Raw genomic sequence first — 24,915 nt, 5'->3', positions numbered from 1 at the left:
GGATTCCCATGCAGCTACAGACGATCCATGAAATCTACGCTCACAGCTTTGACGCCACCACTGGCCAGTATCTGCTGCCGGTGCGCGTATACCCGGAAGCTGATGGCACCTGCCCGCTGCCGCAGGACACCGTTGATTTCCCGCCCGCCGAACCTGTCGGACCGCGCCAGACGTGGCGCATCAACGCCGCGCGCAGCGGTTGGGATGTGGTCGATGATTTCCGGGGAGTGATGCTGTGGGACACCGCCACCGGCTACCCGGTCCAGAACCAACTGGCCTTGGCCGAGCGCCCACCCATCGGCATCACCACGCTGGCACCGCTGAGCGTCGCGCCAGGCCAGCCGCTGTCCAATCGCTGGAACCCTCAACGCAGCGGCTGGGAGCTTGTGCCTGACTATAGCCAGACGCCGATCTGGGACAAGGCCACCGGCAGTGTGCTGCCGTTGCTGGCCGCTGGCCTGGCGTTGCCGGATGCGGCCATTGATATCGCTCCCCCCACCGGGGGCGCACAGGTGCGCTTTGACGATGCGCAAGGTGCATGGGTGACCCGAGAGGGCACAGACACATTGCCGTTTGACGATCAGACCGTGGAGGTCGACGGCGGTAGCGCCGGTTAAGCCAACCGCATTACGCCGCGTGTAGTACCCGGTCCTACACGCGGCACCACGTGCGCGCGCGAGCTGCCACGGCGAGCATGGCCCTATGGATAGCGGCCTGCCCCAGAAAGTAAGCAATCTGATGCGCGACGGCGTGGTGACGGAAGTCGACCACGCCGCTGCGCGTTGCCGCGTGCGCAGCGGCGAGATGCAGACCGACTTCATTCCTTGGCTAACACCCGCCGCTGGCAACGTGCGCGTGTGGTGTCCGCCGAGCGTCGGCGAGCAGGTGCAGCTGCTGTGCGTAGACGGCGACCTGGCCAATGCGGTTGCCGTACCCGGCATGTTCAGCGATGCCTTCCCGGCACCGTCCAGCAATCCCGGCCTGGTGCTAATCCAGTTCGCCGACAGCGCCACGGTTGGCTACGACAGCGACGCGCACGCGCTGGCCGCCAACCTGCCGACCGGCGGAACCGTGAGCATCGTGGCGGATGGCGGCGTGAGCATCACCGGCCCGGTCTCCATCCAGGGCGACGTGACCGTCACCGGCAAGGTCGAGGTCAGCGAAGACGTAATCGGTGGCGGCATCAGCCTCAAGCAGCACAAGCACAGCGCCGTGCAGCCCGGCAGCGGCACCTCGGGACCGCCGCAGTGATCGGCATGGACGCAAACAACGGCGGTACCGCCGAGGGTACGGCGCACCTGGTGCAGTCCATCCGCGATGTGCTGACCACCCCTCTCGGCTCGCGCATCCAGCGCCGGGACTACGGCTCGCTGCTGCCCGAGCTGATCGACCAGCCGTTCAACGACCACACGCGCCTGCAGCTGTTCGGCGCCACTGCCACCGCGCTGATGCGCTGGGAGCCACGGATACGGCTCGCCCGTGTATCGCTCACCCGCAGCGATACCCCCGGAGCGTTCCTGCTTGATCTGGACTACCAGCCGGCCGGAACCCGGCAACAGCAGACCGTCACCGTCCCCCTCCGCTTTCACACCCCATAACCGCAGGAGTCACCATGGCCCAGGACTATCACCACGGCGTACGCGTCATCGAGATCGATGGCGGCGCCCGCTACATTCGCACCGTTGCCACTGCCATCGCCGGCATTGTCTGCACGGCCCCTGATGCAGACGACGCTACCTTCCCCCTCGACACCCCGGTATTGCTGACCGACGTTCGTGGCGCCATCGCCAAGGCGGGCACCAGCGGCACGCTGGCCGGCGTACTGGGTGCAATCGCCGACCAGTCCAATCCGGTCACCGTGGTGGTGCGCGTGGCCGAGGGCGAGGACGCAGATACGACCACCAGCAATGTGATCGGTACTGTCGCCGGCGGCCGCTATACCGGCCTGCAGGCGCTGCTGGTGGCTGAAAGCAAGCTGGGGGTGAAGCCCCGCATCATCGGTGCACCGGGACTGGATACCGAGGCGGTCACCACGACCCTTGCCTCGATCTGCAAGAAGCTGCGCGCCATGGCCTACGTCGGCGTAGGCGAGGCCAAGACCGTTGCCGAGATCCTGCTGTACCGGAAGAAGTTCGGCGACCGCGAGCTGATGATGATCTGGCCGGACTTCCTCTCTTGGGACATCGCCGCGAAGAAGGAAGCCACCAGCTTCGCTACCGCCCGTGCTATCGGCCTGCGCGCCCTGATCGACCAGCAGATGGGCTGGCACAAGACCCTGTCCAACGTGAAGGTACAGGGCGTGACCGGCATCAGCGCGGATGTGACCTGGGATCTGCAGGACCCGCAGACCGACGCTGGCCTGCTCAACGCCGCTGCAGTCACCACCCTCATCAACAGCCAGGGCTACCGCTTCTGGGGATCGCGCACCTGCAGCGACGATCCGCATTTTGCCTTCGAGTCAGCCACGCGCACCGCGCAGATCCTGGCCGACACGATTGCCGAGGCGCAGATGATCTACGTCGACAAGCCGATGCACCCCACGCTGGTGAAGGACATGCTGGAAGAGATCAATGCCAAGTTCCGCGAACTGAAGAACGGCGGCTATGTGATCGACGCCAACGCCTGGTACGACGAAGCGGCGAACCTGCCCACGCAGCTGGCAGATGGCCAGCTGGCCATCGACTACGACTACACGCCGGTGCCGCCGCTGGAAAACCTGACCCTGCGCCAGCGCATCACTGACCGCTACCTCTCCGACTTCGCCACGCGCATCAGCGCCTGATGCACTGAGGAACCTATCCCATGTCCCTCCCAAGCAAACTGAAGAATCTCAACCTGTTCAACGATGGCGCCAGCTACCTCGGCCAGGTGGTCGAGGTGAAGCTGCCGACCCTCACTCGCAAGATGGAAGAGTTCCGCGCCGGCGGCATGGTCGGTCCCATCGATATCGACCTCGGCCAGGAGAAAATCGAGCTTGAGTGGAAGTGCGGCGGCCTGATGCGCGATGTGCTGCGCCAGTACGGCGCTGTGCGCCACAACGCCGTACAGCTGCGCTTCGCTGGCGCCTACCAGCGCGAGGACAGCGCCGACGTCGATGCGGTGGAGATCGTCGTGCGCGGCCGTCACAGCGAAATCGATGCGGGTACCGGCAAGGTCGGCGACGACACCGAGTTCAGCACCAAGACCACCGCCAGCTACTACAAGCTGAGCATCAACGGCCGCACCGAGATCGAAATCGACATGGTCGGCATGGTGTTCATCGTCAACGGCGTGGACCTGCTCGCCGCACAGCGCCGCGCCATCGGCGCCTGACCCCACAGAGCCGGGCCACACCTGTGGCCCGGCCAATCCTTCCTGAGAGAGACGCACCATGACTGCCAAGACGAAGACTTCCACCGACGCGACCGACACCGTCGATCCGCACACCGTCACCCTCGATTATCCGATCCAGCGAGGCGAGCAACTCATCAGCGCCGTGAAGTTGCGCAAACCCAGCGCTGGCGAGCTGCGTGGCATCAAGCTGGTGGATCTTCTGCAGATCGACGTGAGCGCGGTGGCCACCCTGCTGCCGCGCATCACCGAGCCGACCCTGACCGCCGCCGACGTGAACAATCTGGACCCGGCCGACCTGGTCGCCATCGGTACCCACACGGCGAGTTTTTTCGTACCGAAGGCGCAGCGGGAATCCCTCAACGGGTAGAGGATTTCATGGCCGATATCGCGGTGATCTTTCCCTTCACCCTCACCGAGCTGTCGGCCCTCTCGCTGTGTGAACTGATCGAATGGCGCGAGCGCGCCCGTGTAAGAAGTGGAGCCGAGCCGTGATACCTTCCGCCCATGGCCACCTTGATCGCCATCGCTGTGTCGCTGCTCCTGCTGGCCTCGGTCGGTGGGCTACTTGTCTGGGCGCTGAGCGCGCTTTGCCGGCTCCTGGCTGCATTCGCTCCCGATCCGTCCGATACCACCGCGCCGTAGTCGACGTCTCGGTTGTCGTCGCATGAGCGGCGGCAACCTTCGGCTGCAGGTGGTTCTGCAGGCCCTCGACCAAGCCACGGCGCCCTTCCGCAAGGTGATGGCCGGCAGCAAAGGCTTGTCCAGCGCGCTGCAGCAGCAGCAGGCCACCCTCCGCCGCCTCAACAGCGCCCAGCGCGATGTGAGCGCCTACCGTCAGCAGCAGCAGGCCCTGCGCGGCACCGAACAGAGCTACCAGCAGGCGCAGGCCCGCGTGGCGGCGCTGGCCCGGCAGATGAAGGAAGCCGGCACGCCCACGCGCAAGCTCAGCCGCGAGTTCAGCCAGGCCAAGACCGCCGCCGCGCAGCTGAGCACTCAGCAGAAGCAGCAGCAGGTGGAGCTGCAGCGGCTGCGTTCGGGGTTGGATCGCGCCGGCATCAGCACGCGGCAGCTCGGCGCCCATGAGCGCAAGCTACGCACGGATATCGCCGCCGCCTCGCAGCAGATGGAGCAGCAGCGCGCTCGCTTGGCTGCGCTGGACGCAGCAAAGGCCCGTAGCCAGAAGATCCACAGCGCCGGCATGAACGCCGCCGCGCACGGCGCCGGCGTCGCCCTGGCCGCTTTCGGCGCGCTGCGCGCCCAGGGCCTTCCTGTCGCCCAGGCCATGGAGTTCGAATCCGCCATGGCCGACGTCAAGAAGGTAGTCGACTTCGACACGCCCGATGGCTTCGAGAAGATGGGCAACGATATTCAGGAACTGTCGCGGCGCCTGCCCATGGTGCCCACCGACATCGCCAAGATCGTCGCCGCTGCCGGTCAGGCCGGCATCGCCAGCAACGAGCTGACCCGCTTCGCCGAGGACGCGGCGAAGATGGGCGTGGCCTTCGACACCACCGCCGAAGACGCCGGCCAGACGATGGCCACCTGGCGCACCGCCTTCCGCATGGGCCAGGATGACGTTGTCGTGCTGGCTGACAAAATCAACTACCTGGGCAACACCGGCCCGGCCAGCGTCCAGAAGATCAGCGAGGTGGTGAACCGTATCGGTGCGCTCGGCGAGGTCGCTGGCCTCGGTAGCGGCCCGCTGGCGGCCTTGGGCGCCACGGTGGCCGGTATGGGCATCGAGTCGGAAGTGTCTGCCACGGGCATCAAGAACATGCTGCTCACCCTGTCCTCGGGCGAGGCGGCAACGGCCCGTCAGGTGGCATCGTTCGACAAGCTCGGCCTGAAGGCGGGCGACCTGGCCAAGGCGATGCAGGACGACGCCGGCGGCGCCATTCTCGATGTGCTAGAGAAGCTCAAGCAGCTGCCCAAGGCCGAGCAGGCCGCGACCATGACGCAGCTGTTCGGCCGCGAATCCATCGGCGCCATCGCCCCGCTGCTGACCAATCTCGACCTGCTGAAGGAGAACCTGGGCAAGGTCGCCGATGAGCAGAAGTACGGCGGCTCAATGAACGCTGAGTACGCGGCCCGCGTCGGCACCGCCGAGAACGGCCTGATCCTGCTCAAGAACAGCGCCATCGTGCTATCCCAGCGCATCGGCAAGACGCTGCTGCCCATGGTGAAGGAGCTGGCTGCGCGCGTGGCCAAGGTCGCCGACCGCATGGCCGAGTGGGTCAAGAACAACCCGCAGTTGGTCGCCGCCATCGCCAAGCTGGTCATCGGCGGCACCGCGCTGGCTGCTGCGCTCGGCGGTCTGGTTGTCGCAGGCGGCGTCGGTGCGATGGCGCTGACGCAGATCCACAAGGCCGTGATGCTGCTCAGCGGCGGCGGCGGCCTGGGCAAGCTGGTGGGCCAGGTGCTGTCCCTGGGCGGCCGCGCCTTTCCCATGCTGCTCAACGTTGGCCGCATGCTGCTGCCGCTGCTCGGTGGCATCAGCCTGCCGGTCCTGGCCATCGGCGCCGCCATCGGCGTCGTGGCAGCGCTGGTGTGGAAGTACTGGGAGCCGATCAAGGCGTTCATGATCGGCACGTGGCAGGGCATCCTCGACGTGGTCAACCCGATCATGTCCGAGCTGGCCACCGCGCTCGAACCACTCGGCCCGGTGTGGGACATGGTGTCCTCGGCGATGAGCCAGGCGTGGGACTGGGTGATGAAGCTGTTCGCCCCGTTTGAGGCCACCAGCGAGCAGCTGCAGGGCGCCACCGATGCCGGGCGCGGGTTCGGCCAGATCCTGGGCACCGTGCTCACCGTGAACCTGCGCATGGCGGTGAAGGCCATCGGCTGGCTGGTCAGCGCGTTCACCACGATCCTGCCGGTGATCCAGAACGCCGTCGGCGGCGCGTGGACGTACCTACAGGGCGCGTGGAATCTGATCGTGGGCCTGTTCACCGGCAACGGTGAGAAGATCCGTTCGGGCCTGAGCACGATGTGGGCGGGCGTCAATCAGATCCTGCTCGGGTGGCCCGCGCAGATGATGCAGGCCGGCATCGACATGGTGCAGGGCCTGGTCAACGGCATCGTGTCCAAAGGCAGCGCGGCCATGGACGCCGTCGCCGGCATCGCTTCGGGCGTGGTGGGCAAGTTCAAGGGCATGCTCGGCATCCACAGCCCCTCGCGCGTGTTCGCGCAGTTCGGCGACTTCACCATGCAGGGCTTGGCCGGTGGCCTTGACCGCAGCCAGGGCGAGCCGCTATCGCAGGTAGCGAGCGTGGCCGACCGCATGAAACAGGCCGGCGCCGGAATCGCTCTGGGAGCGGCCGCAATGCCGGTGATGGCCGGGGCCTCCCCAGTGGTATCCCCCGGCGCTGCGGCGGCCGCAGCGGGCGCCTCCGGCGGCTCCAGCTACACCATCCAGATCACCGTGCCCGCTGGCACCGATGGCCAGGGCATTGCTGCCCAGGTACGCGCCGAGATCGAGAGGATCGAGCGCGAGAAGGTCAGCCGGCGCGCCTCCCGCCTGACCGACTGAGATCCGCCGCCATGATGATGAGCTACGGCACGTTTGTGTTCTCCCTGCCCACAGCTGCTTACGAGCAGCTGCAGCGGCAAATGAGCTGGCGCCACGCCAGCAGTGAGCGCCTGCACGCCCGTCCGGCGCGGCAGTTCGTGGGGCTGGGCGAGGACACCATCAGCCTGCAGGGCGTGATTGCCGGCGAGCTGGCGTCAAACCTGGACGTGCTGGACGAACTGCGCGCCCTGGCCGACGAAGGTAAGCCGCTGGCATTGGTCGAGGGTACTGGCCGCGTCTATGGGGCCTATCTGCTGGTCAGCCTCAACGAGACGCGCAAGGAACTGTTTCCTGATGGCACGCCGCGACTGATCGAGTTTCAGCTGCAGCTCGAACGCGACGACGATGGCGCCGCTGCCGAGGTGCGGGCATGAGGGCCACCGCCTACCCCATTCCCGCGTGGCGTGTGGTGCTGGACGGCGTGGATCTGACCAGCCGGCTGGCACCACGTCTGCTCGACCTGTCGCTGTCGGAGAGCCGCGGCGATGAGGCCGACCAGATCGACCTGCGCCTGCACGACCATGATGGGCGGCTGGCGCTGCCGCGTCGTGGCGTCGAACTGCAGGTGGCCATCGGCTGGGAGGGCAGCGGTCTGTTCGACAAGGGCACCTTTGTGGTCGATGACGTGGAGCACAGCGGCTCACCCGACATTCTCACCATCCGTGCGCGTTCCGCGAACCTCACTGGCGCCGTGCGCAGCCGACGTGAGCGCAGCTGGCACAACACCACCCTGGGCGATATCGTCGGCGCCATTGCCGGTGAGCATTCCCTGCGGCCGTCGATAGCTGCGGATCTGGCGCGCCAGGTCATCGGCCACCTCGATCAAGCAAACGAGAGTGATATCAACCTGCTCACGCGGTTGGGCAAACGCTTCGACGCGGTGGCCACGATCAAGGCCGGCACGCTGATCTTCGCGCCTATCGGTGCCGGCACCACTGCCAGCGGCCAGCCGCTACCCGCTGTGCAGATCACCCGAGCCAGCGGCGACCAGCACCGTTACACCGTGGCCGACCGTGAGAAGTACACCGGCGTTCGTGCCTACTGGGGCGACCGAAAGGCCGCCCGCCGTACCGGCGTGCTGGTGGGCACGGCGGAGAACGAGAAGAAGCTGCAGGCGACCTACGCCACAGCAGACGAAGCGCGGCAACACGCCGAGGCGGAGTTTAAGCGTCTGGATCGCGGCACGGCCCAGCTGAGCTACACGCTCGCGCTGGGCCGCGCCGATATCTACCCGGAGCAGACTGTCACGGTCAGCGGCTTCAAACCGGAGATCGATGGCACCGACTGGCTGGTATCGAAGGTGACGCACACCATTGATGGCGGCAGCGGCTTCACAACCAGCCTCGAACTTGAGCGAGGCAGCTCGCCTACTGAGACGCCCACACCATGAGGTGCCGGAATTGGCGGTACCGGACCGCTCTGTAGGCCTTTGAATGGTAGTCCTTCCACAGCGAATCCTGCACTTTCGCAACGATCTGCCCATTTGCGCTATTTCCCATCACTTCAAGCACAGCCGCATCCGGCAGCATGCACTTGTAGGATGTGTGAGGCTCCACAAAGACGGGACAGCCGGTATCCACGTCGCGGCTGCTAGGGAACCAAACTTTCCAGCTTGGATAGGGATAGCGCCGTCTGTATCGCAGCACATCAATTAACCGGCGCCATGCGGGCACGCGTGCTGGCTGGTACAGCAAGGTGATCGTCTCGATACGTACCCTGAGTGATGACACATTGCGCGCGTAGATATACATGCAGGGTCGGTCGTGCTCTAAACCCGCAACTAGGTTCACTTTCAATCGTGGTCGTGCCCGTACTACCGTCATGGCAAAGGTCAACGTCGACAGTACGGCACCCCACACGGCTAGGAAGTCAGTCAGTTTCAGGTCTGGCCAGTTCACTTCGCTCCCCTCGAATGTCGGTTGTGAGTGACCCTCGCAAGCAGGCGCAGCGCGTGTGACCTGAAGTAGCGCGTGAGAACCCCCGCTACCAGGAACATCAGTGCATGCGCCACCGAAGAGCCGGGTGCGCCATCCATGCCAACGGGTGCATAGACTGCCTGCCAGATTGCTAGCGCGATCAATGCGGTGGATAGCGGGCAACCGCTCTCTTTGGTTTCTCTCACGGATTCCTGTCGCGCCGTAGCTTGCTGCATCGCGTATGGACACTGCATCCGCACGTCGCCCGTGAACAATTGGCCAATCGCGGCCCCCTCGAACACGGTGGTACCGCTGCACACGCACACTGCCTCACCACGCTTTGTCACACCACTGCACGCCATAGTCCCTCACTTCGAATTCCGCGCCGTACTGGCGCCCTTACGCGCGAGTTAGCGGCCTGAGTACGATGCGAGGTGAGACTCAGCGAGCGGCTTTCTTCGATCCTCTTGGCGCCTTGACAACGACTTTTTGTCCACGCAGATCCACGTCACCGCTGATCTGCTGACCGATGCTGGTGTTCTCGAAGGAGGTTCGAGGCGCGCTTGTGGCCGACGCCGGCGCTACGCCGCGCAGCGCGGCCATCACGGCGGCACGTGCCGAAGGCGACGCACTGCGCCACGCATGTAGCAGATCCGCATCAGCCTCGGCCAGGCGGTCCCGCCTGCCGACCAGCACATAGGTCACATCGACGCCGAGTTCATCGGCAGCGACGAAATAAGCACCACCTGGCAGATGGGCATCTTGCTCGAACAGGATCTGCGTGCGCTTGGCAACACCACAGGCCAGTCCCATGGCCTCCTGGGTCAGACCCAGCCGCTTCCGTTCTTCTTTCAGGCGAATACCTACAGACACGCAAATTCCCCCTTGACAGGTGCAGTTAACTTCACCACCATTTCACCCAGAAATACACAGGGGAAACGGAATGAACGCCAAACGACGGACTACCGCATCCAAGCTGCGCACCGCTGAGCAGGCGCGCCAGTGGCTTGTCGACAACGGCCTGTCGGTTGCTGCCTTCGCAGAAGCCAACGGGTTGAGCCGCCATGCGGTGAACAACGCCTTGCGCATCGACAGCAAGTGCCGGATCGGCAAGACCCACGCAGCCGCTGTAGCCCTTGGCATGAAAGCCGCCCCTGATTCTCACACAGAATCGCCCAAATCCGCCCGGATTCGCACCATCAAGACCACGCGGGGTGCGGCCTCGGCGACGGCGAAGGCTGTCGCGACCGTTGCCAAGCGCAGGGCCAAGGCATGAGCGCCGTCATGGGCCAGCGCGCCATCTTCACCTGTGACGCATGCGGCACACCGTTGACGAAGCGCACCAGCGCCCTACAGCACCGCCATCTGCGCACCGACGCCTATGTGTGTCAAAACCCGGTATGCGGCGCTACCTACACCGGCCACTCTGAACTGACCAGCATTTCCAGCCCCAGCGGCATGCCCAACGCGCCGGCCTGCGAACTACCGCAGACACCCAGCTACGAGCGCGCCCTGCTGCTGCAACGCTGGAGACAGGACCGAGGCGAAATGCAGCTGGATTGGATCGACACCCCCCACGTCACACCACAGGACGGCGGCGAACAACCCGCCACCTGATCCACCTTTCCCCTTCCACGACCACTGACCTGGCGCCCACCGGCGCCAGCAAGGGAGCGCTGCGCCCGTGATGCGCCACAAGACACAATTTGATGGATGGTCCTCGGCGATGCAGCCGAGTTTCGTCACCGCACCGGCTGGGATCGAGTACGTGCCATTCGCGCAGAAGCAGCGCGACGCTGCCGAGCTTCGCACCCTGGTCGAGGCCCACATCGCAGCCGGTGGCGCGTATGACGTGTTGCCTGCAACGACTGCTGCACAGGTGCCCGCATGAGCCTGTCCGCCGCTTCAACCAATCTGCACATTTCTACACAGATTTACTTGACTTCCCCACGGACGGGGAGCAGGATCTGCCGCAAGGAGCGTAAGAACTCCGAGTCAACAGCGGTATCCGCGCCCGTCAGCATCGCGGTTTTTTTGCGCCTGCTTTTCGTGCGCACCGACGCTTTCCTGCGTCGGGAGGGCGGCAGCCATACAACACCCGCAAGGGGAAAACTGCCCGCCGGACTGTTGACCGGTTCTTACCCTCCCGACACCCTCGGTGCGTCGCGTAAGAACGTCTCGCCGAGGTTTCCAATCTCGTCAACAGGAGACGTCCCCGTGCCTCACGGTGCCCCTTCCACGCCCGGCAACCCGTCCGCGCGTCAGATTTCGCTCGCCTTCGGCCTGATCGCCGACACCCTCGAATGGCCCAACGAAGACTATCAGGCGTTCATCGCCCGGCTGGTCGGTGTGGGCGTGTCCCCGCTCGCCATCACCCTGGGCGACGTGCTGATGGCCTACACCGCACAGTGCGATGCCCGCAGGGACGCCCGTGGCGCTGACGGTAAGGGGGCGCACTGATGGCGCCGCCCAACAACGTCACCATCCCCGAACCGTGCCTGCGTCCGGTCATCGTGCTGGAAACACCGATTCCTGGCCTCGGCCTGCGCGCCTCGTTCGACCAGCACAAGATCCTGTTTCTGGCGCTGGTACAGATCGAATCGGACACAGCAGCGACGTTCACCGCGCATCACTCACGCAATCTGTTGCGGACTGCTGCCGGGGGAATCCAGATTGGAACCGTCGTCTACCTGCTCGCCGAGGGCGAGGCCGAGCGCTTCTTCCAGTGGCTGCGCACGGGCGAGAGCTACCCAGGCGGGGTGAACTGATGGCCAGCAGCAACGGGCATACGCCGGTGCTGCCCGGCCCGATGGATCGCGGCGACCAGGTCATCAGCCTTGCCGACTACCTGCGGCTGTGCCGTATCGCGGCTGCGGCCGAACTGCTGGCCAAGCTGCCGAGCGAGGCAGCAAAGATGCTGGAAATCGAGGCCGACCACACCTCCGCCGTCGCGCAGTACATGGCTGAAGACCTCGCCGCGATCATCGGCCGCTCTCGCCCCGCCGTTGAGTAATGCACCACCCCGCCTCCGGCAGCGCGCCAACGCCGCCGGGGGCGGACAGGAGAGAACCATGCAACACCACCGCACCGCCGCTCACGCGGCGAACGAAGGCTGAGCCGCCATGCAAGAAGAAATCCGCCAACAGGTACTGGCGCGCATCCAGCGCGACTATGGCCTCAAGCACCGTAGCGGCACCCCCTACATGCGCGGGGGCAAGTGCCCGCACTGCGGCAAGAAGGAGCTGTACACCAGCTACGAGAAGCCTTGGGTACTGCGCTGCGGTCGACAGGCCAAGTGCGGCCAAGAGGTCCGCGTGCGCGACCTCTACGACGACCTGTTCGACGACTACTCCAAGACCAACCCGCAGACGCCGCAGGCGCCGCACGCAGCAGCCGACGCGTACCTGGCCACCGGCCGCGGATTCAACGTGAAGCCCCTGCGGGGCCTGTATGTGCAAGAGAGCTACCACGACCGCACGAAGAACCTGGGCACAGCCACCGTGCGCTTCCCGCTGGTCAAAGGCGGCTGGTGGGAGAGGCTGATCGACCGCCCCCACCGGTTCGGCAAGATGAAGGCCCGGTTTGCGCCGGGCGAGAGCTACGCTGGGGTGTGGTGGGGTGCCGCCGCACAGGATCAGCTGCGCACCGCCCGTGAGGTCTGGATCGTGGAGGGCATCTTCGACGCCATCGCGCTCCTGCAGCGCGGCATCTGCGCCGTTGCCGCGATGTCGAGCAACGCCTATCCCGAACTGTCCCTCAAAGAACTGAAGGCCGCACGTCCCAACGATCTGCCGGTGCTGGTGTGGGGTCTGGACAATGAGCCGGGCGCACGCGCCTACACCATCAAGCACGCCCGCCGAGCCGAGAAGCTGGGCTACCGCTGCTTGGCCGCGCAGATCGAGCAGGTGGGCGAGAAGAAGACCGACTGGAACGATCTGCACCTGCGTGCGCAGGCGGCGGAGGACGGCGACGCACAGTGGCAGGCCGACCTCGACCAGGCGCGCCACAACGGCGCCGTGTTGATGGCGCGCACGGCCGTGGACAAGGGGTTGGTGATCTACCAGCGCGAACAGAAGACCGAGTTCCACATCGAGTTCGCCTCGCGCCTGTTCTGGTTCGAGTTCGACGCGGTGCGCTTCGACAAGATGATGCGGGAGAAGAACCCCGACGACGAAGAAGGGACGCTCAGCGATGAGGCGGTGGCCAAAATCCAGCGCGCCTGCGCGTCGGTGCAGCAGATCTCCAACTGTTACCCCGAGGCGCTCTACTTCCAGCGCCACGAGGCGACCGACGAAAGCTGGTACTACTTCCGCGTTGACTTCCCGCACGACGCGCCGTCGGTGAAGGGCACCTTCACCGGCGCCCAGGTTGCCAGCGCCACCGAGTTCAAGAAGCGGATCATCAGCCTTGCCCAGGGCGCCGTGTTCAGCGGCAGCGGCCAGCAGCTGGACCGAATGATGGAAGACCAGCTGTTCAACATCAAAAAGGTGGATACGGTCGACTTCGTCGGGTACAGCCCCGAGCACAAGGCGTACATCTTCCCCGACCTGGCCGTGCGTGCCGGCGAGGTGACCCTCGCCAATGCCGAGGATTACTTCGAGTTCAACAAACTGCGTATCAAGACCACGCAGCGTTCGATCCGCATGGACATTCAGCGCGATCACGAAAACTACTCCACCGACTGGCTCGGCTGGTTGTGGACGTGCTTCGGCACGCACGGGATCGTGGCCCTGACGTTCTGGTTCGGCTCGCTGTTCGCCAACCAGATCCGCAGCAGTCACAAGTCGTTCCCGTTCTTGGAAGCCACGGGCGAGGCCGGCGCCGGCAAGACCACGCTGCTCAACTTCCTATGGAAGCTGCTCGCCCGCGCCGACCATGAAGGCTTTGACCCCGCCAAGTCCACGAAGGCCGGCCGCGCCCGCGCCATGGGGCAGATTTCCGGCATGCCCATTGTGCTGCTGGAAGCCGACCGCAGCGACAACGGCGACAAGGCGCACGCCAAATCGTTCGAGTGGGACGAACTGAAGGACTACTACGGCGGCGGCACCCTGGCCACGCGCGGCGTGCGCAACGGCGGCAACGAAACCTACGAACCGCCGTTCCAAGGCACCATCGTCATCAGCCAGAACGCGCCCGTTGATGGCAGCGAGGCCATCCTCACGCGCATCGTGAAGCTCCATTTCAAGAAGCCGACCGCGACGACCGAGAGCCGGCAGGCTGCGGACAATCTCAATGCGCTACCGGTTGAGAAGCTGAGCTACTTCCTGCTGGCAGCGCTCAAGGCGGAAACCGCCGTGATGGAGAAGTTCGCCGAGCGCGTTCGGTTCTACGAAGCCAGGTTGCGCGAGGAGAAAGAGCTGCGCGTCGAGCGCATTATCAAGAACCACGCGCAGATGCTTGCCCTGCTCGATGCGCTGCGGCTGGTGGTCAACCTGCCGGAACACATGGTGCGCGAAACCCGAGACGCCCTGGTCAAGATGGCCACCGAACGTCAGGACGCCATAGGCGCCGATCACCGCATCGTCTCCGAGTTCTGGGATGCATACGAGTACATCGAGATGCAGGCCAGTGGCGACAGGCGAACCGTGCTGAATCACTCGCGCGACGACACCCGCATCGCCATCAACCTCAACGAGTTCATTCAGAAGGCGGGCTACTACGGCCAGCAGGTGCCCGACATTGGCGACCTGCGCCGACTGCTGGTTGAGTCCAAGCGCCACAAGTTCGTGAGCGCCAACACCGCCGTCAACAGCGCAATCCGTTCCACCCCGATGCTCAGCAGCACCGTGAAGTGCTGGGTGTTCCAGAAGTAAGACACGCAGCAACAGCAAAGGCCCGGCGGGGAGTGCGCCAACACCGCCCCCAAGGCCATCCACCAACGAAGTTCAGGAGAGAACCATGCAACAGATGACAGGCCAAGCCTTGACCACCCTCGCAAAGTCGCTGGATTCCAGCACCGGACCCGGTGCGGAGGCTATCACGGGTGTGCATAACTGTGTGAATGCTGCGGCAGACGGTGATACCGACGCCAGCGCTACGGTCACCCTCCATATCACCCACAACCGCGTCATCGCCACGGCGATGCTGAACATGGGACCGGCCAAGATCGCGCAGTGCGTGTTCGAGCGCCGCAGGGGCAGCAGGAAGGGCTGGGAACTGGTGAAGGGAACCGACTTCAACGACGAGACCAGCTGGATTTCGCCCGAGCTTGCCGACCTGGCCAGCCGCATTCCGTTCCCCTACGAAGTGGCCAACATGCTGCCCGGCAAGCGGGCAACCGCCGCTGCCGTCGCACAGGCCGCGCAGGAGGTGGCCAATGGCTGATTTCGTTGCCCTGCTGGCCATGTGCGTGCTGCTGCCGGTCGCTGGCGCCACCATGCTCAAGATGTGGCAGACCCGCCCACCCCGCCGTCGGCACAGCGGCCTGGCCGTGGGACAGATCCCACAGGCGCTGCGCCGCCGAACCCCCATGGCTGTGCGCCGGGAGGTGGCCCATGGTTGAACCGATGATCCGTGACCCACATCGGTACTGCCCGGACTGCGGCATGGCTGGCTATATCGACTACACAGAAATCCCCGCTTCGGTGCGCACATACACGCGTGCTGACGGCGAGTACTCGGACCACGTTGGGCCCTCCCGCGACTGCGAATGCCGGGACTGCGGCGCGTCGTTCACGCTGACCGCCTGGGAGAACTGCCATGGTTGATATCGACGACGCCCGCCGATTCCTCATTGTTACCAGCCGCAGTGAGGCTCAGGCATGAAGGCTATCGACTTGTTCGCCGGCGGTGGTGGGTTCACGGAGGGCGCGGAACAGGCGGGCTGCGAGGTGGTGTTGGCTGCGAACCACTGGCCCGCAGCAGTAGCAACACACGCAGCGAACCACCCACGCGCCAAGCACATCTGCCAGGACCTGCAGCAGGCCGACTGGACCCAGATGCCCCGCTACGACCTCCTGCTGGCCTCGCCCGCGTGTCAGGGGCATACCCCTGCGCGCGGCAAGGAACGCCCCCATCACGACGCCACACGTTCAACTGCTTGGGCTGTCGTCTCTGCGTTGGAGTGCAATTCGCCCGAGGCGGCTGTGGTCGAGAACGTACCCGCCTTTCTCAAGTGGAAGCTGTTCCCGGCCTGGTGCGCTGCAGTGCATGCATTGGGCTACGCGATCAGTCCGCACTTGCTGGACGCCGCCGACTTCGGCGTCCCGCAGCACCGCGTGCGCGTCTTCGTCCTGCTGACGAAGAGCAAGCATCCCTTGGAGCTGAGGCTGCCGAAGATGCCGCACGTGCCGGCCAGCAGCTTCATTGACTTCAACACCGGTACGTGGACACCGGTGGAGCGCCCCGGGCGTGCCGCTGCCACTATTGCCCGTGTACGCGCTGGCCGAGCTGCTTTCGGCGAGCGCTTCGTGGCGCCCTACTTCGGCACCGGATCTGGCTTGACCGGCCGGTCACTGGATCGGCCCATCGGTACGATCACCACGCGGGACCGCTGGGCCGTGATCGACGGTGACCGCATGCGCATGGTTTCGGTGGATGAAGCCAAGATCGCCATGGGCTTTCCCCAGCGCTACGTGCTGCCCTCAAACAAGAAGGACGGGATGCAGATGATGGGCAACGCAGTTTGCCCACCCAAGGCATGCCAGTTCATTCAAGCATTGAGGGCCGCCGCATGACACAGCAGCAGAAGGCGCCGCCGCGCGCCCTCCCCGCCTGCGCGGCGGGCCATAAAGCCAGGTACGTCCATGATCTACGCCGTGAGAGCGCGGGCGGCGGCCACCTGATCGAGTGCCGTTGCAGCACCACTGCAAAGCATCCGTCGTTCGACTTGGCTTGGGCTCATTGGCACAAGCAACACGGCCTGCAGACAGTGCAACCGGCCACGCCTATGCCGGCGCCCGCACCCCAGCTGCAGCTGCGGCTGGTTGGGGGAACAGGTTGATGGCAGCGCCGGGAACGGCAGGTGGAGGTGGGTTCGGCACGTTCTGGATGCTGTTTGGACAGTTTGGGGCAACTCTGACCGTCGCACAGTTGCGTGACGCGTTCTTCCCGTCATCAACCATGAAGACCATGGCCAACAAGCACAGCGCGGGTCTTTTGCCACCCCGTATCGGGGAGGTCTACGACACCCGCGACGTAGCAGACTGGTGGGACGAACAACGGACGAATAGGACGCACTGACTAGGTAACGAAAAAGCCGCCTTGCAAGGCGGCTTTTCCCTTAGCGCTGCTCTACTCGCTGTCGCTCAAGTAGTCGCTGCTTTGCCTTGGAGGTTTGTTCCTCAAGACGTGGCTCCCAATCGCGGCACATCCATTCAAGGTGTTCAAATGCGAGGTCTTGACCGGCACCGAGCGGCTTAGGATCACGAATCCACTTCACCAGCTTTTGCGATCTCTTAAATCGGCTCACAACGATCTGACCCACGGTATCTAGAAGCAGATCACAATCAATGTCATTCGCTCTGACGCCTACAGCCATAAATTCGAAGTAGTTGAGGATGTAGCGCAAAGCGGCGATTGCACGCGCTTGCTCAAGCTTGATGGGGCAAAGAGGTTCGTCTGCAGTGGCAGCATCCTTTAGGCGCTTTTCCGCGCCAGGAGCAAAGTACGGAATGTACTCATCGGGGATGTCTTCGACACTGGACGGGAAGTGATCGCTTACCAAAGCGTTGCGGGCGAGGTACTCCGAACTCTTCATCATCTCCATGACCAGCGCAAAACTGCTGTTCATGCGCTGAGTGCGAGCAGAGAACTGATAGTGCACGTACCAGCCCAGACCACCAAAGACGATTGCAGTCAGAACCGGAACTACGTTCAAGATGCGGTCATTCTGGTCGTTCGCATTGAAGCCCGGCCAGTTGAAGAACCAGTAAAGGAACGTTGCTACCGCAGTAGCAAGCCAGACCACTGTCCATGCGCAGACAGTGGGAACATGTTTGTGTCCTTTCTTAGCCGCTCGAAATACGGTGGGAGCCAAGAAGGCACCCAGGCCAAGCTGTGATACGACCGCTAAAAGGACCACTGCCTTAGCTTGGTAAGCGCCACTGCATGCCAAAGTGAGCGTTACAAGGCTAACGACAAGCGACAGCCAGCTCCACACTGGCGCGAACTTCAAATCCGTGAAGATCCTTTCCATTTTTCCCCTCATACGAGAGAGGCCCCTAACGTGTAGGGGCCTCTGCTTTTTCTATTCCGTTGCTTGGGCCTTAGCCTTCAACACCATTGTTCTTCATACAGACCTCCATGACGGGTGAAGCGGATGGGACGGCACCAGTGTATCTGGGTGCTATGAGGAAAGTGTAGACGGTCCGCAAGAATTTCCACACTCCCCCTCAGCTATCGGCTGGGCCTCCCGGCGACTTTAATGCGCCATTAATGTGCCTGAACCCGCAAAAGCCTTGTCCCACAAGGCTGTAGGTCCAGTCCATCATGGGGGCAACGGACAGGCGCAGGGAATCAGCGTAACGGGCGGTGGCGGACGTCATCGGGGTGTTGATCGCGGAGACTGGCATTGCCAGTGAGATCAATAGTTTACACCGGACGGCTGAACGGCGGCGGGTGGCGCCGGGACTGGCCGCTCGACCGGCCCCGGGGTCGCCGCGTGGCTTACAACCCGCGGTTGCGCACCTGTTCCTGCTGCTGCTCCTGCGCACGCTGGTTGAACTGGCTGTCCAGCGCTTCGCTTTGCCGGCTGCTGGCCTCGACCGAGTGCGATACCGCCTGCTGGCGGTCGACGAAGGTCCGCTGCGCCGCCGGGTCGCCCAGCTCGCCCTGCACCGCAAACAGACCGGTGCCGTCGGGGCGGGCCACGACGTGGTCGATCTGGCGCATCCCGGACACCTTGCTTTCGTACGCCAGCTGGCCGGCCGCCCGCTCAACCTCCTGCGGGTTGGCGAACAGTGGCTTCAGGCCGGCCTGGGCACGCTGCTGCTCCAGCGCCTGCAGCTTGCCCAGCGCCTGGCCGAAGCGCGCGTTGTCGGCGTGCCCGGGGTCGCGCATGCTGGCCGGCTCTGCGGGCTCGGCCCGGGCCGGTGCCGCCGGCGGGGTACCGGCCTTGACCGCGTTGGGGGCATCGACCTGCGCCAGGGTCTTGCGGCCTGCCTTGCCATCGTCGTCCAGGCCGTTGTTGGCCTGGAACTGCTTGACCGCCGCAAAGGTGTCCTTGCCATACACACCATCGGCGTGCAGCGGCTTGCCATTGGCCCCGGCATAGCCCAGCGCCGCCAGCTTGCCCTGCAAGGCCTTGACCTCATCGCCGCGCTCGCCCTGCTTCAGCACGCCATCGGCCATCGGCGCCTGCTGTGCACTGCGTGCGGCCTGCGCGGCCTCGGGGCCCTGCGCGTGGACCTTGCCGCCCAGGGTGATGCGGTCATTGAGCATGTCACCCAGGAACCTGCGGTACTGGTCCGGCTCGAGCTCGATATGTGCGTGCACGGCACCCGGGGTGCCGGCATCGGACTGGCGGATCAACGGCGCGCCGTACTCGACGAAATCACCAGTCTTGTAGGGGGTGCTTCCACGTGCACCATGCAGCACCTGCCCGACCAGTTCACGCTGCGGATGCCCGGCCGGATGGCTCCAGATGCTGATGGAGTTCCACTTGTCGTTGTTGACCTGCACGTAGCCCGCGACCGGATTGGGAATCATCACTTCCCGGTCGCCGCGCGAAGTACTCAGGATCAGATCCTTGTGCACCAGCGGAATGCCGTTGCGATCACCACGGGTCCGCACCGTTTCCAGCTCGCCCTCGACCATTGCCGACGGGCGGTCAGCCTTGGCGGCATTGCCGGTGCGCACGGCCTCGGCGTTGGTGTTGGGGTGATGGATCTTCAGTTCGCGGTAGGCATCCTCGCCACTGGTGCCATGACGCAGTGTGCGGTTGCTGCTGCCGTTGCCAAAGGGTTCGACCACGACGATGCGCTGGCCACCGGGTGCGGCAGCGGCATCGGGTTCGCGCGCAGTCGCGGGTGCGGGTGCCGCAGCAGGCGTGGCCGGTGCCACAGGCTGCGCCGGCGTGTGCTCGCGTACCACCGTATCCAGAGCCTGCAGGGTCTGCCGGCCGGCCTTGCCATCAACGGTCAGCCCATGCGCCTGCTGGAACTCGCGCACTGCATGCTCGGTGTTGGCACCGTAGTGGCTATCGGCTGTCAGAGGTTGCCCGTTGCGGCCGGTATGGCCGGCCTGGATCAACTTGGCCTGCAGGGCCTGGACCTCGGTACCGTGCTCGCCGGGTGCCAGCACGCCGTCGGCCATCGCCGATGCGGCCGCGCGCTGCCCGCGCCGGCCCGGCTCAGGTTCACCGAACGCTTGCTGGTAATCCTTGCCCCGGTAAGCCTCGGGGTTTTGGTTGACCTGGTCGTAGCGCGCCAGCCCGACCAGCGCGTTCTTCTCGGTGAGCGCACGATCACGCAGCGAATCCCACAGGGTGGGCGAGCTCTGGAAGTGCGACTGCACGTTGGCGTGCTTGTAGTCCTGCACCGCGCGGACAATCTGCTCGTCACTCAGCTCAGCCAGCTTGAAGTCTTCGCTGTAGGCTTGCTGGAGACCCTTCTGGAACACCGAACGTGTCATGCCGCGGTACTGCACCGAGGTGCTCCACAGCGCGTCCTGCACGGCCGGACCACGGCCGGAAAGATCAATGCCTACATCCTTCAGGCGGCCCATCTGCACGTCGTAGTACTGGTGCTGGATGAAGTCGTGCTGATCCCTGGCAAACCCTGCCGGATCGGCCGCCGCCACTTCCTTCCAGCGTTCGGTGAAGGCCGGGGTTCCTGCCTGCAGGCCGTTGAAGCGGTTGCCATAGCGCGAGGCGGCGACGTATTCGTCCACGCCGCCAACGTTGGTGGCGTACTGGTAACTGCCATACGACACGCCACCATGGTCGCCCCTGCCGGTGGAAACGTGGCCGGGGCCACGACCTCCGGTTTCGAAATGCGCCGACGTCTGGCCGCGATGCCAGCTGTCCATTGCCTGCTTTGCCTGGGTCACAACATCCATCTTCCTGCACTCCTTTGCGGGGGATTTACTTTGAGGTCAGTGCCTGCAGCACATCGGCACGGTTGGCGGTGCGATTGATCCGGCAGGACTGCGCGTCCAGCATCTGCCCCTGCCCGTCTTCGGCAGGGTTCCAGCTGCAGTAGCGATTGGTATCGGACATGTAGGCAGCCTGCTCGTCCATCAGCCTGTCCTTGTCCTTGCCATCGGGGCCGTCAACGATCTTCATGAAAGCCTGCTCGAGCCGCTGCTCCTGCCAAGCAAGCTCGTCATCACCACACGCCTGCAGTGCCGATGTCTCGCCGCCGCTGGATCTCACGCATGCAGCATACTGCGGCCGCAACGTCGCCTTGTTGTAGGAATCATCCGGGCGCTGCGGCGGCATGTCCTGGTCATCGGCATCGGCCACCGTCGTGGCAGGTGCGGCACGTGCAGGCTCTGCAGTGGCGGGCGGCGATGCAGTGGCCGGCGCGGCGGCCGCGGGAGCAGCTGCCGTATCCGCCTCCGGGCTCTTGGCCTGGCATGCCGCCAGGCTGAGGCCAAAGGCCAGCGCAAGGGCGATGGCCCCAGCCTTGCCGAACGTTTCACGGGGGGCCGCTGGAAGGTGGTTTATTCCCTGCATTGCTTGCATCTCCTTGGCATCCAGGCGCGTGGCCCGTCAACGCGGGGCCGTCCATCGGCCCCATCAGGAAACGCATGCTACGCGAGCGCCGGTTTCAGATGCCTGACCGGATTCAGAATGCGTGCACCTCGTCGCAGAAGCAGGATGCGTAAGCCTCAATGCCCGCCCGCGCGCCCGCCCACCTGTTCGATCAGCGTCTGGCTAGCCACATTGAGGCTTACCACCACCACCTCCGCCCCATGCGCGGCCAGCTTTTCCTGCGCACGTTCCAGCGCGGCCACTGCGGTCAGGTCCCACAGGTGGGCGTCACGCAGGTCGATCTGCACCTTCGGCGCGACGTGCTGGTAGTCAAACGCCGCGCCCAGCTGGCCGGCAGACGCAAAGAACACCTGCCCGCGTACGCGGTAGACCTGCGTGTCTCCGGCATCCTCGCGCTGCACCTCCAGCATGCGGCCGACCTTGCGGGCGAAGAACAGCGCCGACAGCAGCACGCCACTGAGCACGCCCTTGGCCAGGTCGTGGGTGGCCACGGTGACCACCACGGTCAGCAACATCACGGCCGAGGAACTGCGCGGATGCGTGCGCAGGTCGCGCAGCGAGCGCCAGCTGAAAGTGCCGATGCTGACCATGATCATCACCGCCACCAGCGCAGCCATCGGGATCTGCCGCACCAGGTCGCTGCCGTACACCACCAGCACCAGCAGCAGCACGCCGGCCACCAGGCAGGACAGGCGGCCGCGGCCACCAGACGTCACGTTGATGACCGACTGGCCGATCATCGCGCAGCCGGCCATTCCGCCGAGGAACCCGGTGACCGTGTTGGCCACGCCCTGGCCGACGCATTCGCGGTTGCGCTCGCTGGGCGTCTCGGTGATGTCCTCGACGATCTGCAGGGTCATCATCGATTCGAGCAAGCCGACCACGGCCAGCGTGGCCGACACCGGCAGCAGGATGCGCAGCGTTTCCCAGCTGAGCGGTACATCGGGGATGAGGAACTGCGGCAGGCTGTCCGGCAGCTGGCCCATGTCACCAACACTGCGCACGTCCACGCCAAAGCCGATCACTACGGCGGTGAGCACGACGATTGCCACCAGCGGCGAAGGCACAGCGCGGGTGAGGCGCGGCAGCAGGTAGATGATCGCCAGTGCGGCGGCACACAGCACGTAGACGGTGGGACCGCGGCCGATCAGTTCCGGCATCTGCGCCAGGAAGATCAGGATCGCCAGCGCGTTGACGAAGCCGGTGATGACCGAGCGCGAGACGAATCGCATCAGCGACCCAAGCTTGAACACACCGGCCAGCACCTGCAGCAGGCCGGCCAGGATGCTGGCGGCGAACAGGTACTGCAGGCCATGGTCCTTGACCAGGTCGACCATCACCAGCGCCATTGCACCGGTGGCGGCGGAGATCATGCCCGGCCGGCCGCCAGCGATGGCGGTGACCACCGCGATGGAAAACGCGGCGTACAGGCCAACCTTGGGGTCGACGCCGGCGATGAGCGAGAAGGCGATGGCCTCGGGAATCAGGGCCAGGGCGACGACCATGCCGGACAGCAGATCACCACGGATGTTGCCGAGCCATTGCTGGCGCAGGGGGTAGGACGTTTGCATGGAAAAACTCCGCGCGCACGCGGGCGTGGCCGCATGGCGCTGCAGTGGAAAGACGCGGGTTCCTGAGCCGGGCGGGCCGGCTGCCGAGATGCGGCAAGGGTCAGGGTGGCGTGATCACTGCAGGCGGGAATCGGTACGTGGGAGGGACGCAGTCTACGGCACAGGGCTGCCAAGGGACAGCGTCGACAGTCCGCAACGGCAGCGGAGCATGGCTCCGCTCTACAATCGCGCCATGGCCACCGACCACGCACAGTTCTTCGATCCCGCCACCGAACAAGGCGTGCTGCGCCTGTCCATCGCCGCCTCACTGCTGCTGGCCGCGGCAGCGGTGGTGTTCGGCCTGCTGGCCAATTCCTCGCTGATCATCTTCGACGGCATCTACGGCCTGATCGATGTGGTGATGACCTGGCTGTCACTGCTGGTCGCGCGGCTGATCGCACTGTCCACCAGCACCGACGCGCTGCAGTCGCGGCTCAACCAGCGCTTCACCATGGGCTTCTGGCACCTGGAGCCGATCGTGCTGGGGGTGAGCGGCACGCTGATGATCGGCGCTGCGCTGTATGCGCTGGTCAATGCGGTCGACGCGCTGATGTCCGGCGGCCGCCACATCGCGCTCGGTCCGGCCATCGCCTTCGCCGGGTTGTCGATCGTCGGCGAAGGTGCGCTGGCCTGGTTCGTGCTGCGCGCCAACCGCCGCATCGGCTCGGAGTTCATCGCACTGGATGCGAAAAACTGGGTGATCGCGGCCAGCATGTCGGCCTGCTACCTGCTGGCCTTCCTCGGCGGCGTGCTGGTGCAGGGCACCTCCTGGGCCTGGGTCGGGCCGTACATCGACCCGGCCATCCTCGCCTTCGTCTGCGTGCTGGTGATGATCGCCCCGCTCGGCACCGTGCGCCGGGCGCTGGCCGGCATCCTGCTGGTCACCCCGCCGGAACTGCAGGCGCATGTGGATGCGGTGGCACGCGCGATCGTGGCCAGGCACGGCTTCGTTGAGCACCGCAGCTACGTCGCGCAGGTGGGGCGTGGCGAGCAGATCGAGCTGTTCTTTGTGGTGCCGGAAGACGACCCGCCGCGGCCCTTGGTGGAATGGGACCGGCTGCGCGACGAGATCGGCGAAGCGCTGGGCGAGGCCTCGCCGGACCGCTGGCTGACCATCATGTTCACCACCGACCGCGAGTGGACGATCTAGGCCGGCAGGACGATTGATCAAGTTTTTCGTACGCGTTGCAACCCAACGTACGCGGAAAGCGGGCAAAGTAGGCTCCAACGCAACACCCACCCACTGACCAGGAGCATCCCGATGTCCATCGAAAAGGTTCTGTACACCGCCCAGGCCACCTCTACCGGCGGCCGCGAAGGCCGTTCCGTCTCCTCCGACAACGTGCTGGACATCCAGCTGTCGACCCCGCGCGAGCTGGGCGGCGCCGGCGGCCCGGGCACCAACCCGGAACAACTGTTCGCCGCCGGCTACTCGGCCTGCTTCCTGGGCGCGTTGAAGTTCGTGGCCGGCCAGGCCAAGGTCGCGTTGCCGGCCGACACCACCGTCACCGGCAAGGTCGGCATCGGTCAGATCCCGACCGGTTTCGGCATCGAGGCCGAGCTGACCATCAACGTGCCGGGCGTGCCGCGCGAGCAGGTCGAAGAGCTTGTGCAGAAGGCGCACATCGTGTGCCCGTACTCGAATGCCACCCGCGGCAACATCGACGTGACGCTGATCGTTGCCTGATGCAGCGCCGGGGTCGGATCCCTTTGCCAACAGCAAAGGGCTCTGACCCCATCCCAGGCCCGGCACGGCTATATGGGGTCAGAGCCCTTTCGCGTTGCGAAAGGGATCCGACCCCAGTGATCAGCCCCCCCAAAAAAATGGGCGGA

28 protein-coding genes are annotated in these 24,915 nt (G+C 65.0%); 22 read left to right on the top strand and 6 right to left on the bottom strand.

Annotated features, from left to right (window positions below):
- Nucleotides 1–8 precede the first annotated feature (8 nt).
- From ACEPA4_RS01170 to ACEPA4_RS01125, 10 genes are all read left to right on the top strand, one after another.
- On the top strand, nt 9–617 hold the full coding sequence (locus tag ACEPA4_RS01170) for a phage tail protein (protein WP_374082943.1): 609 nt from the start codon (nt 9–11) through the stop codon (nt 615–617).
- Between the two features lie 85 nt (nt 618–702).
- Nucleotides 703–1,251, top strand: a complete 549-nt coding sequence (locus tag ACEPA4_RS01165; RefSeq protein ID WP_374082942.1) for a phage baseplate assembly protein V — start codon at nt 703–705, stop codon at nt 1,249–1,251.
- Nucleotides 1,248–1,598 carry a GPW/gp25 family protein gene (locus ACEPA4_RS01160; RefSeq protein ID WP_374082941.1) on the top strand — a complete coding sequence of 117 codons (351 nt, stop codon included), beginning with the start codon at nt 1,248–1,250 and terminating at the stop codon, nt 1,596–1,598. The genes ACEPA4_RS01165 and ACEPA4_RS01160 overlap by 4 nt, the downstream gene beginning before the upstream one ends.
- A 14-nt stretch (nt 1,599–1,612) precedes the next feature.
- The gene (locus ACEPA4_RS01155) at nt 1,613–2,782 is read left to right on the top strand and encodes a phage tail sheath protein (protein ID WP_374082940.1); all 1,170 of its coding nucleotides are present in this window, start codon (nt 1,613–1,615) and stop codon (nt 2,780–2,782) included.
- Between the two features lie 20 nt (nt 2,783–2,802).
- Nucleotides 2,803–3,312 (top strand): phage major tail tube protein, encoded by a 510-nt coding sequence (locus ACEPA4_RS01150; protein ID WP_235643080.1) that lies wholly within the window; start codon nt 2,803–2,805, stop codon nt 3,310–3,312.
- A gap of 58 nt (nt 3,313–3,370) precedes the next feature.
- Nucleotides 3,371–3,700, top strand: a complete 330-nt coding sequence (locus ACEPA4_RS01145; protein WP_374082939.1) for a phage tail assembly protein — start codon at nt 3,371–3,373, stop codon at nt 3,698–3,700.
- Nucleotides 3,701–3,708: 8 nt separating this feature from the next.
- Nucleotides 3,709–3,825, top strand: a complete 117-nt coding sequence (locus ACEPA4_RS01140) for a GpE family phage tail protein (RefSeq protein WP_374082938.1) — start codon at nt 3,709–3,711, stop codon at nt 3,823–3,825.
- A gap of 172 nt (nt 3,826–3,997) precedes the next feature.
- On the top strand, nt 3,998–6,862 hold the full coding sequence (locus ACEPA4_RS01135) for a phage tail tape measure protein (RefSeq protein ID WP_374082937.1): 2,865 nt from the start codon (nt 3,998–4,000) through the stop codon (nt 6,860–6,862).
- An 11-nt stretch (nt 6,863–6,873) separates the two neighbouring features.
- Entirely contained in the window at nt 6,874–7,275 is a 402-nt protein-coding gene (locus ACEPA4_RS01130; RefSeq protein ID WP_235648731.1) for a phage tail protein, read from the top strand.
- Nucleotides 7,272–8,291 carry a phage late control D family protein gene (locus ACEPA4_RS01125; protein WP_374082936.1) on the top strand — a complete coding sequence of 340 codons (1,020 nt, stop codon included), beginning with the start codon at nt 7,272–7,274 and terminating at the stop codon, nt 8,289–8,291. The genes ACEPA4_RS01130 and ACEPA4_RS01125 overlap by 4 nt, the downstream gene beginning before the upstream one ends.
- On the opposite strand, the gene ACEPA4_RS01120 is transcribed toward ACEPA4_RS01125, so the two are convergent.
- On the bottom strand, nt 8,269–8,652 hold the full coding sequence (locus ACEPA4_RS01120; protein ID WP_374082935.1) for a hypothetical protein: 384 nt from the start codon (nt 8,650–8,652) through the stop codon (nt 8,269–8,271). The genes ACEPA4_RS01125 and ACEPA4_RS01120 overlap by 23 nt on opposite strands.
- 606 nt (nt 8,653–9,258) lie before the next feature.
- Nucleotides 9,259–9,690 (bottom strand): helix-turn-helix domain-containing protein, encoded by a 432-nt coding sequence (locus ACEPA4_RS01115; RefSeq protein WP_374082934.1) that lies wholly within the window; start codon nt 9,688–9,690, stop codon nt 9,259–9,261.
- A gap of 70 nt (nt 9,691–9,760) precedes the next feature.
- On the opposite strand from ACEPA4_RS01115, the gene ACEPA4_RS01110 reads away from it, so the two are divergent.
- From ACEPA4_RS01110 to ACEPA4_RS01065, 10 genes are all read left to right on the top strand, one after another.
- The gene (locus ACEPA4_RS01110) at nt 9,761–10,093 is read left to right on the top strand and encodes a DNA-binding protein (RefSeq protein ID WP_374082933.1); all 333 of its coding nucleotides are present in this window, start codon (nt 9,761–9,763) and stop codon (nt 10,091–10,093) included.
- Nucleotides 10,090–10,434: an ogr/Delta-like zinc finger family protein gene (locus ACEPA4_RS01105; RefSeq protein ID WP_374082932.1), complete on the top strand. Its 345-nt coding sequence runs from the start codon at nt 10,090–10,092 to the stop codon at nt 10,432–10,434. Before ACEPA4_RS01110 ends, ACEPA4_RS01105 begins: the two co-directional genes overlap by 4 nt.
- A 109-nt stretch (nt 10,435–10,543) precedes the next feature.
- Complete coding sequence (locus ACEPA4_RS01100) at nt 10,544–10,708, top strand: hypothetical protein (RefSeq protein ID WP_374082931.1); 165 nt, start codon at nt 10,544–10,546, stop codon at nt 10,706–10,708.
- Nucleotides 10,705–11,277, top strand: a complete 573-nt coding sequence (locus tag ACEPA4_RS01095) for a hypothetical protein (RefSeq protein WP_374082930.1) — start codon at nt 10,705–10,707, stop codon at nt 11,275–11,277. The genes ACEPA4_RS01100 and ACEPA4_RS01095 overlap by 4 nt, the downstream gene beginning before the upstream one ends.
- Nucleotides 11,277–11,585 (top strand): hypothetical protein, encoded by a 309-nt coding sequence (locus ACEPA4_RS01090; RefSeq protein ID WP_374082929.1) that lies wholly within the window; start codon nt 11,277–11,279, stop codon nt 11,583–11,585. The genes ACEPA4_RS01095 and ACEPA4_RS01090 overlap by 1 nt, the downstream gene beginning before the upstream one ends.
- Nucleotides 11,585–11,830: a hypothetical protein gene (locus ACEPA4_RS01085; RefSeq protein ID WP_329888251.1), complete on the top strand. Its 246-nt coding sequence runs from the start codon at nt 11,585–11,587 to the stop codon at nt 11,828–11,830. The genes ACEPA4_RS01090 and ACEPA4_RS01085 overlap by 1 nt, the downstream gene beginning before the upstream one ends.
- Nucleotides 11,831–11,939: 109 nt before the next feature.
- Entirely contained in the window at nt 11,940–14,630 is a 2,691-nt protein-coding gene (locus ACEPA4_RS01080) for a toprim domain-containing protein (RefSeq protein ID WP_374082928.1), read from the top strand.
- A gap of 184 nt (nt 14,631–14,814) precedes the next feature.
- On the top strand, nt 14,815–15,141 hold the full coding sequence (locus tag ACEPA4_RS01075; RefSeq protein WP_374082927.1) for a hypothetical protein: 327 nt from the start codon (nt 14,815–14,817) through the stop codon (nt 15,139–15,141).
- A complete protein-coding gene (locus ACEPA4_RS01070) occupies nt 15,134–15,319 on the top strand; it encodes a hypothetical protein (RefSeq protein ID WP_061478818.1) in 186 nt (61 codons plus the stop codon). The genes ACEPA4_RS01075 and ACEPA4_RS01070 overlap by 8 nt, the downstream gene beginning before the upstream one ends.
- Nucleotides 15,320–15,578: 259 nt before the next feature.
- Nucleotides 15,579–16,493, top strand: coding sequence for a DNA cytosine methyltransferase (locus ACEPA4_RS01065; protein ID WP_374082926.1), 915 nt, complete (start codon nt 15,579–15,581; stop codon nt 16,491–16,493).
- A 545-nt stretch (nt 16,494–17,038) separates the two neighbouring features.
- Here the strand turns inward: ACEPA4_RS01065 and ACEPA4_RS01060 are convergent.
- The 4 genes from ACEPA4_RS01060 to ACEPA4_RS01045 all read right to left on the bottom strand — a co-directional run bounded on the left by ACEPA4_RS01060 (nt 17,039) and on the right by ACEPA4_RS01045 (nt 23,043).
- Nucleotides 17,039–17,953, bottom strand: a complete 915-nt coding sequence (locus ACEPA4_RS01060; protein ID WP_064237441.1) for a DUF4760 domain-containing protein — start codon at nt 17,951–17,953, stop codon at nt 17,039–17,041.
- A 470-nt stretch (nt 17,954–18,423) separates the two neighbouring features.
- Nucleotides 18,424–20,814 (bottom strand): peptidoglycan-binding protein, encoded by a 2,391-nt coding sequence (locus tag ACEPA4_RS01055; RefSeq protein WP_235648718.1) that lies wholly within the window; start codon nt 20,812–20,814, stop codon nt 18,424–18,426.
- A gap of 25 nt (nt 20,815–20,839) precedes the next feature.
- Nucleotides 20,840–21,442, bottom strand: a complete 603-nt coding sequence (locus tag ACEPA4_RS01050; protein ID WP_329953537.1) for a lysozyme inhibitor LprI family protein — start codon at nt 21,440–21,442, stop codon at nt 20,840–20,842.
- A 146-nt stretch (nt 21,443–21,588) separates the two neighbouring features.
- Nucleotides 21,589–23,043 carry a SulP family inorganic anion transporter gene (locus tag ACEPA4_RS01045; protein ID WP_065178425.1) on the bottom strand — a complete coding sequence of 485 codons (1,455 nt, stop codon included), beginning with the start codon at nt 23,041–23,043 and terminating at the stop codon, nt 21,589–21,591.
- A 208-nt stretch (nt 23,044–23,251) separates the two neighbouring features.
- On the opposite strand from ACEPA4_RS01045, the gene ACEPA4_RS01040 reads away from it, so the two are divergent.
- Entirely contained in the window at nt 23,252–24,232 is a 981-nt protein-coding gene (locus tag ACEPA4_RS01040) for a cation diffusion facilitator family transporter (RefSeq protein WP_262089783.1), read from the top strand.
- Nucleotides 24,233–24,343: 111 nt separating this feature from the next.
- A complete protein-coding gene (locus ACEPA4_RS01035) occupies nt 24,344–24,769 on the top strand; it encodes an organic hydroperoxide resistance protein (RefSeq protein WP_004153735.1) in 426 nt (141 codons plus the stop codon).
- The last annotated feature ends 146 nt before the right edge of the window (nt 24,770–24,915 follow it).

The organism is Stenotrophomonas sp. P2112 (assembly GCF_041897515.1).
In the GTDB taxonomy this organism is placed as follows: Bacteria; Pseudomonadota; Gammaproteobacteria; order Xanthomonadales; family Xanthomonadaceae; genus Stenotrophomonas; species Stenotrophomonas sepilia.
This window is presented reverse-complemented; position numbering and strand designations above follow the sequence as displayed.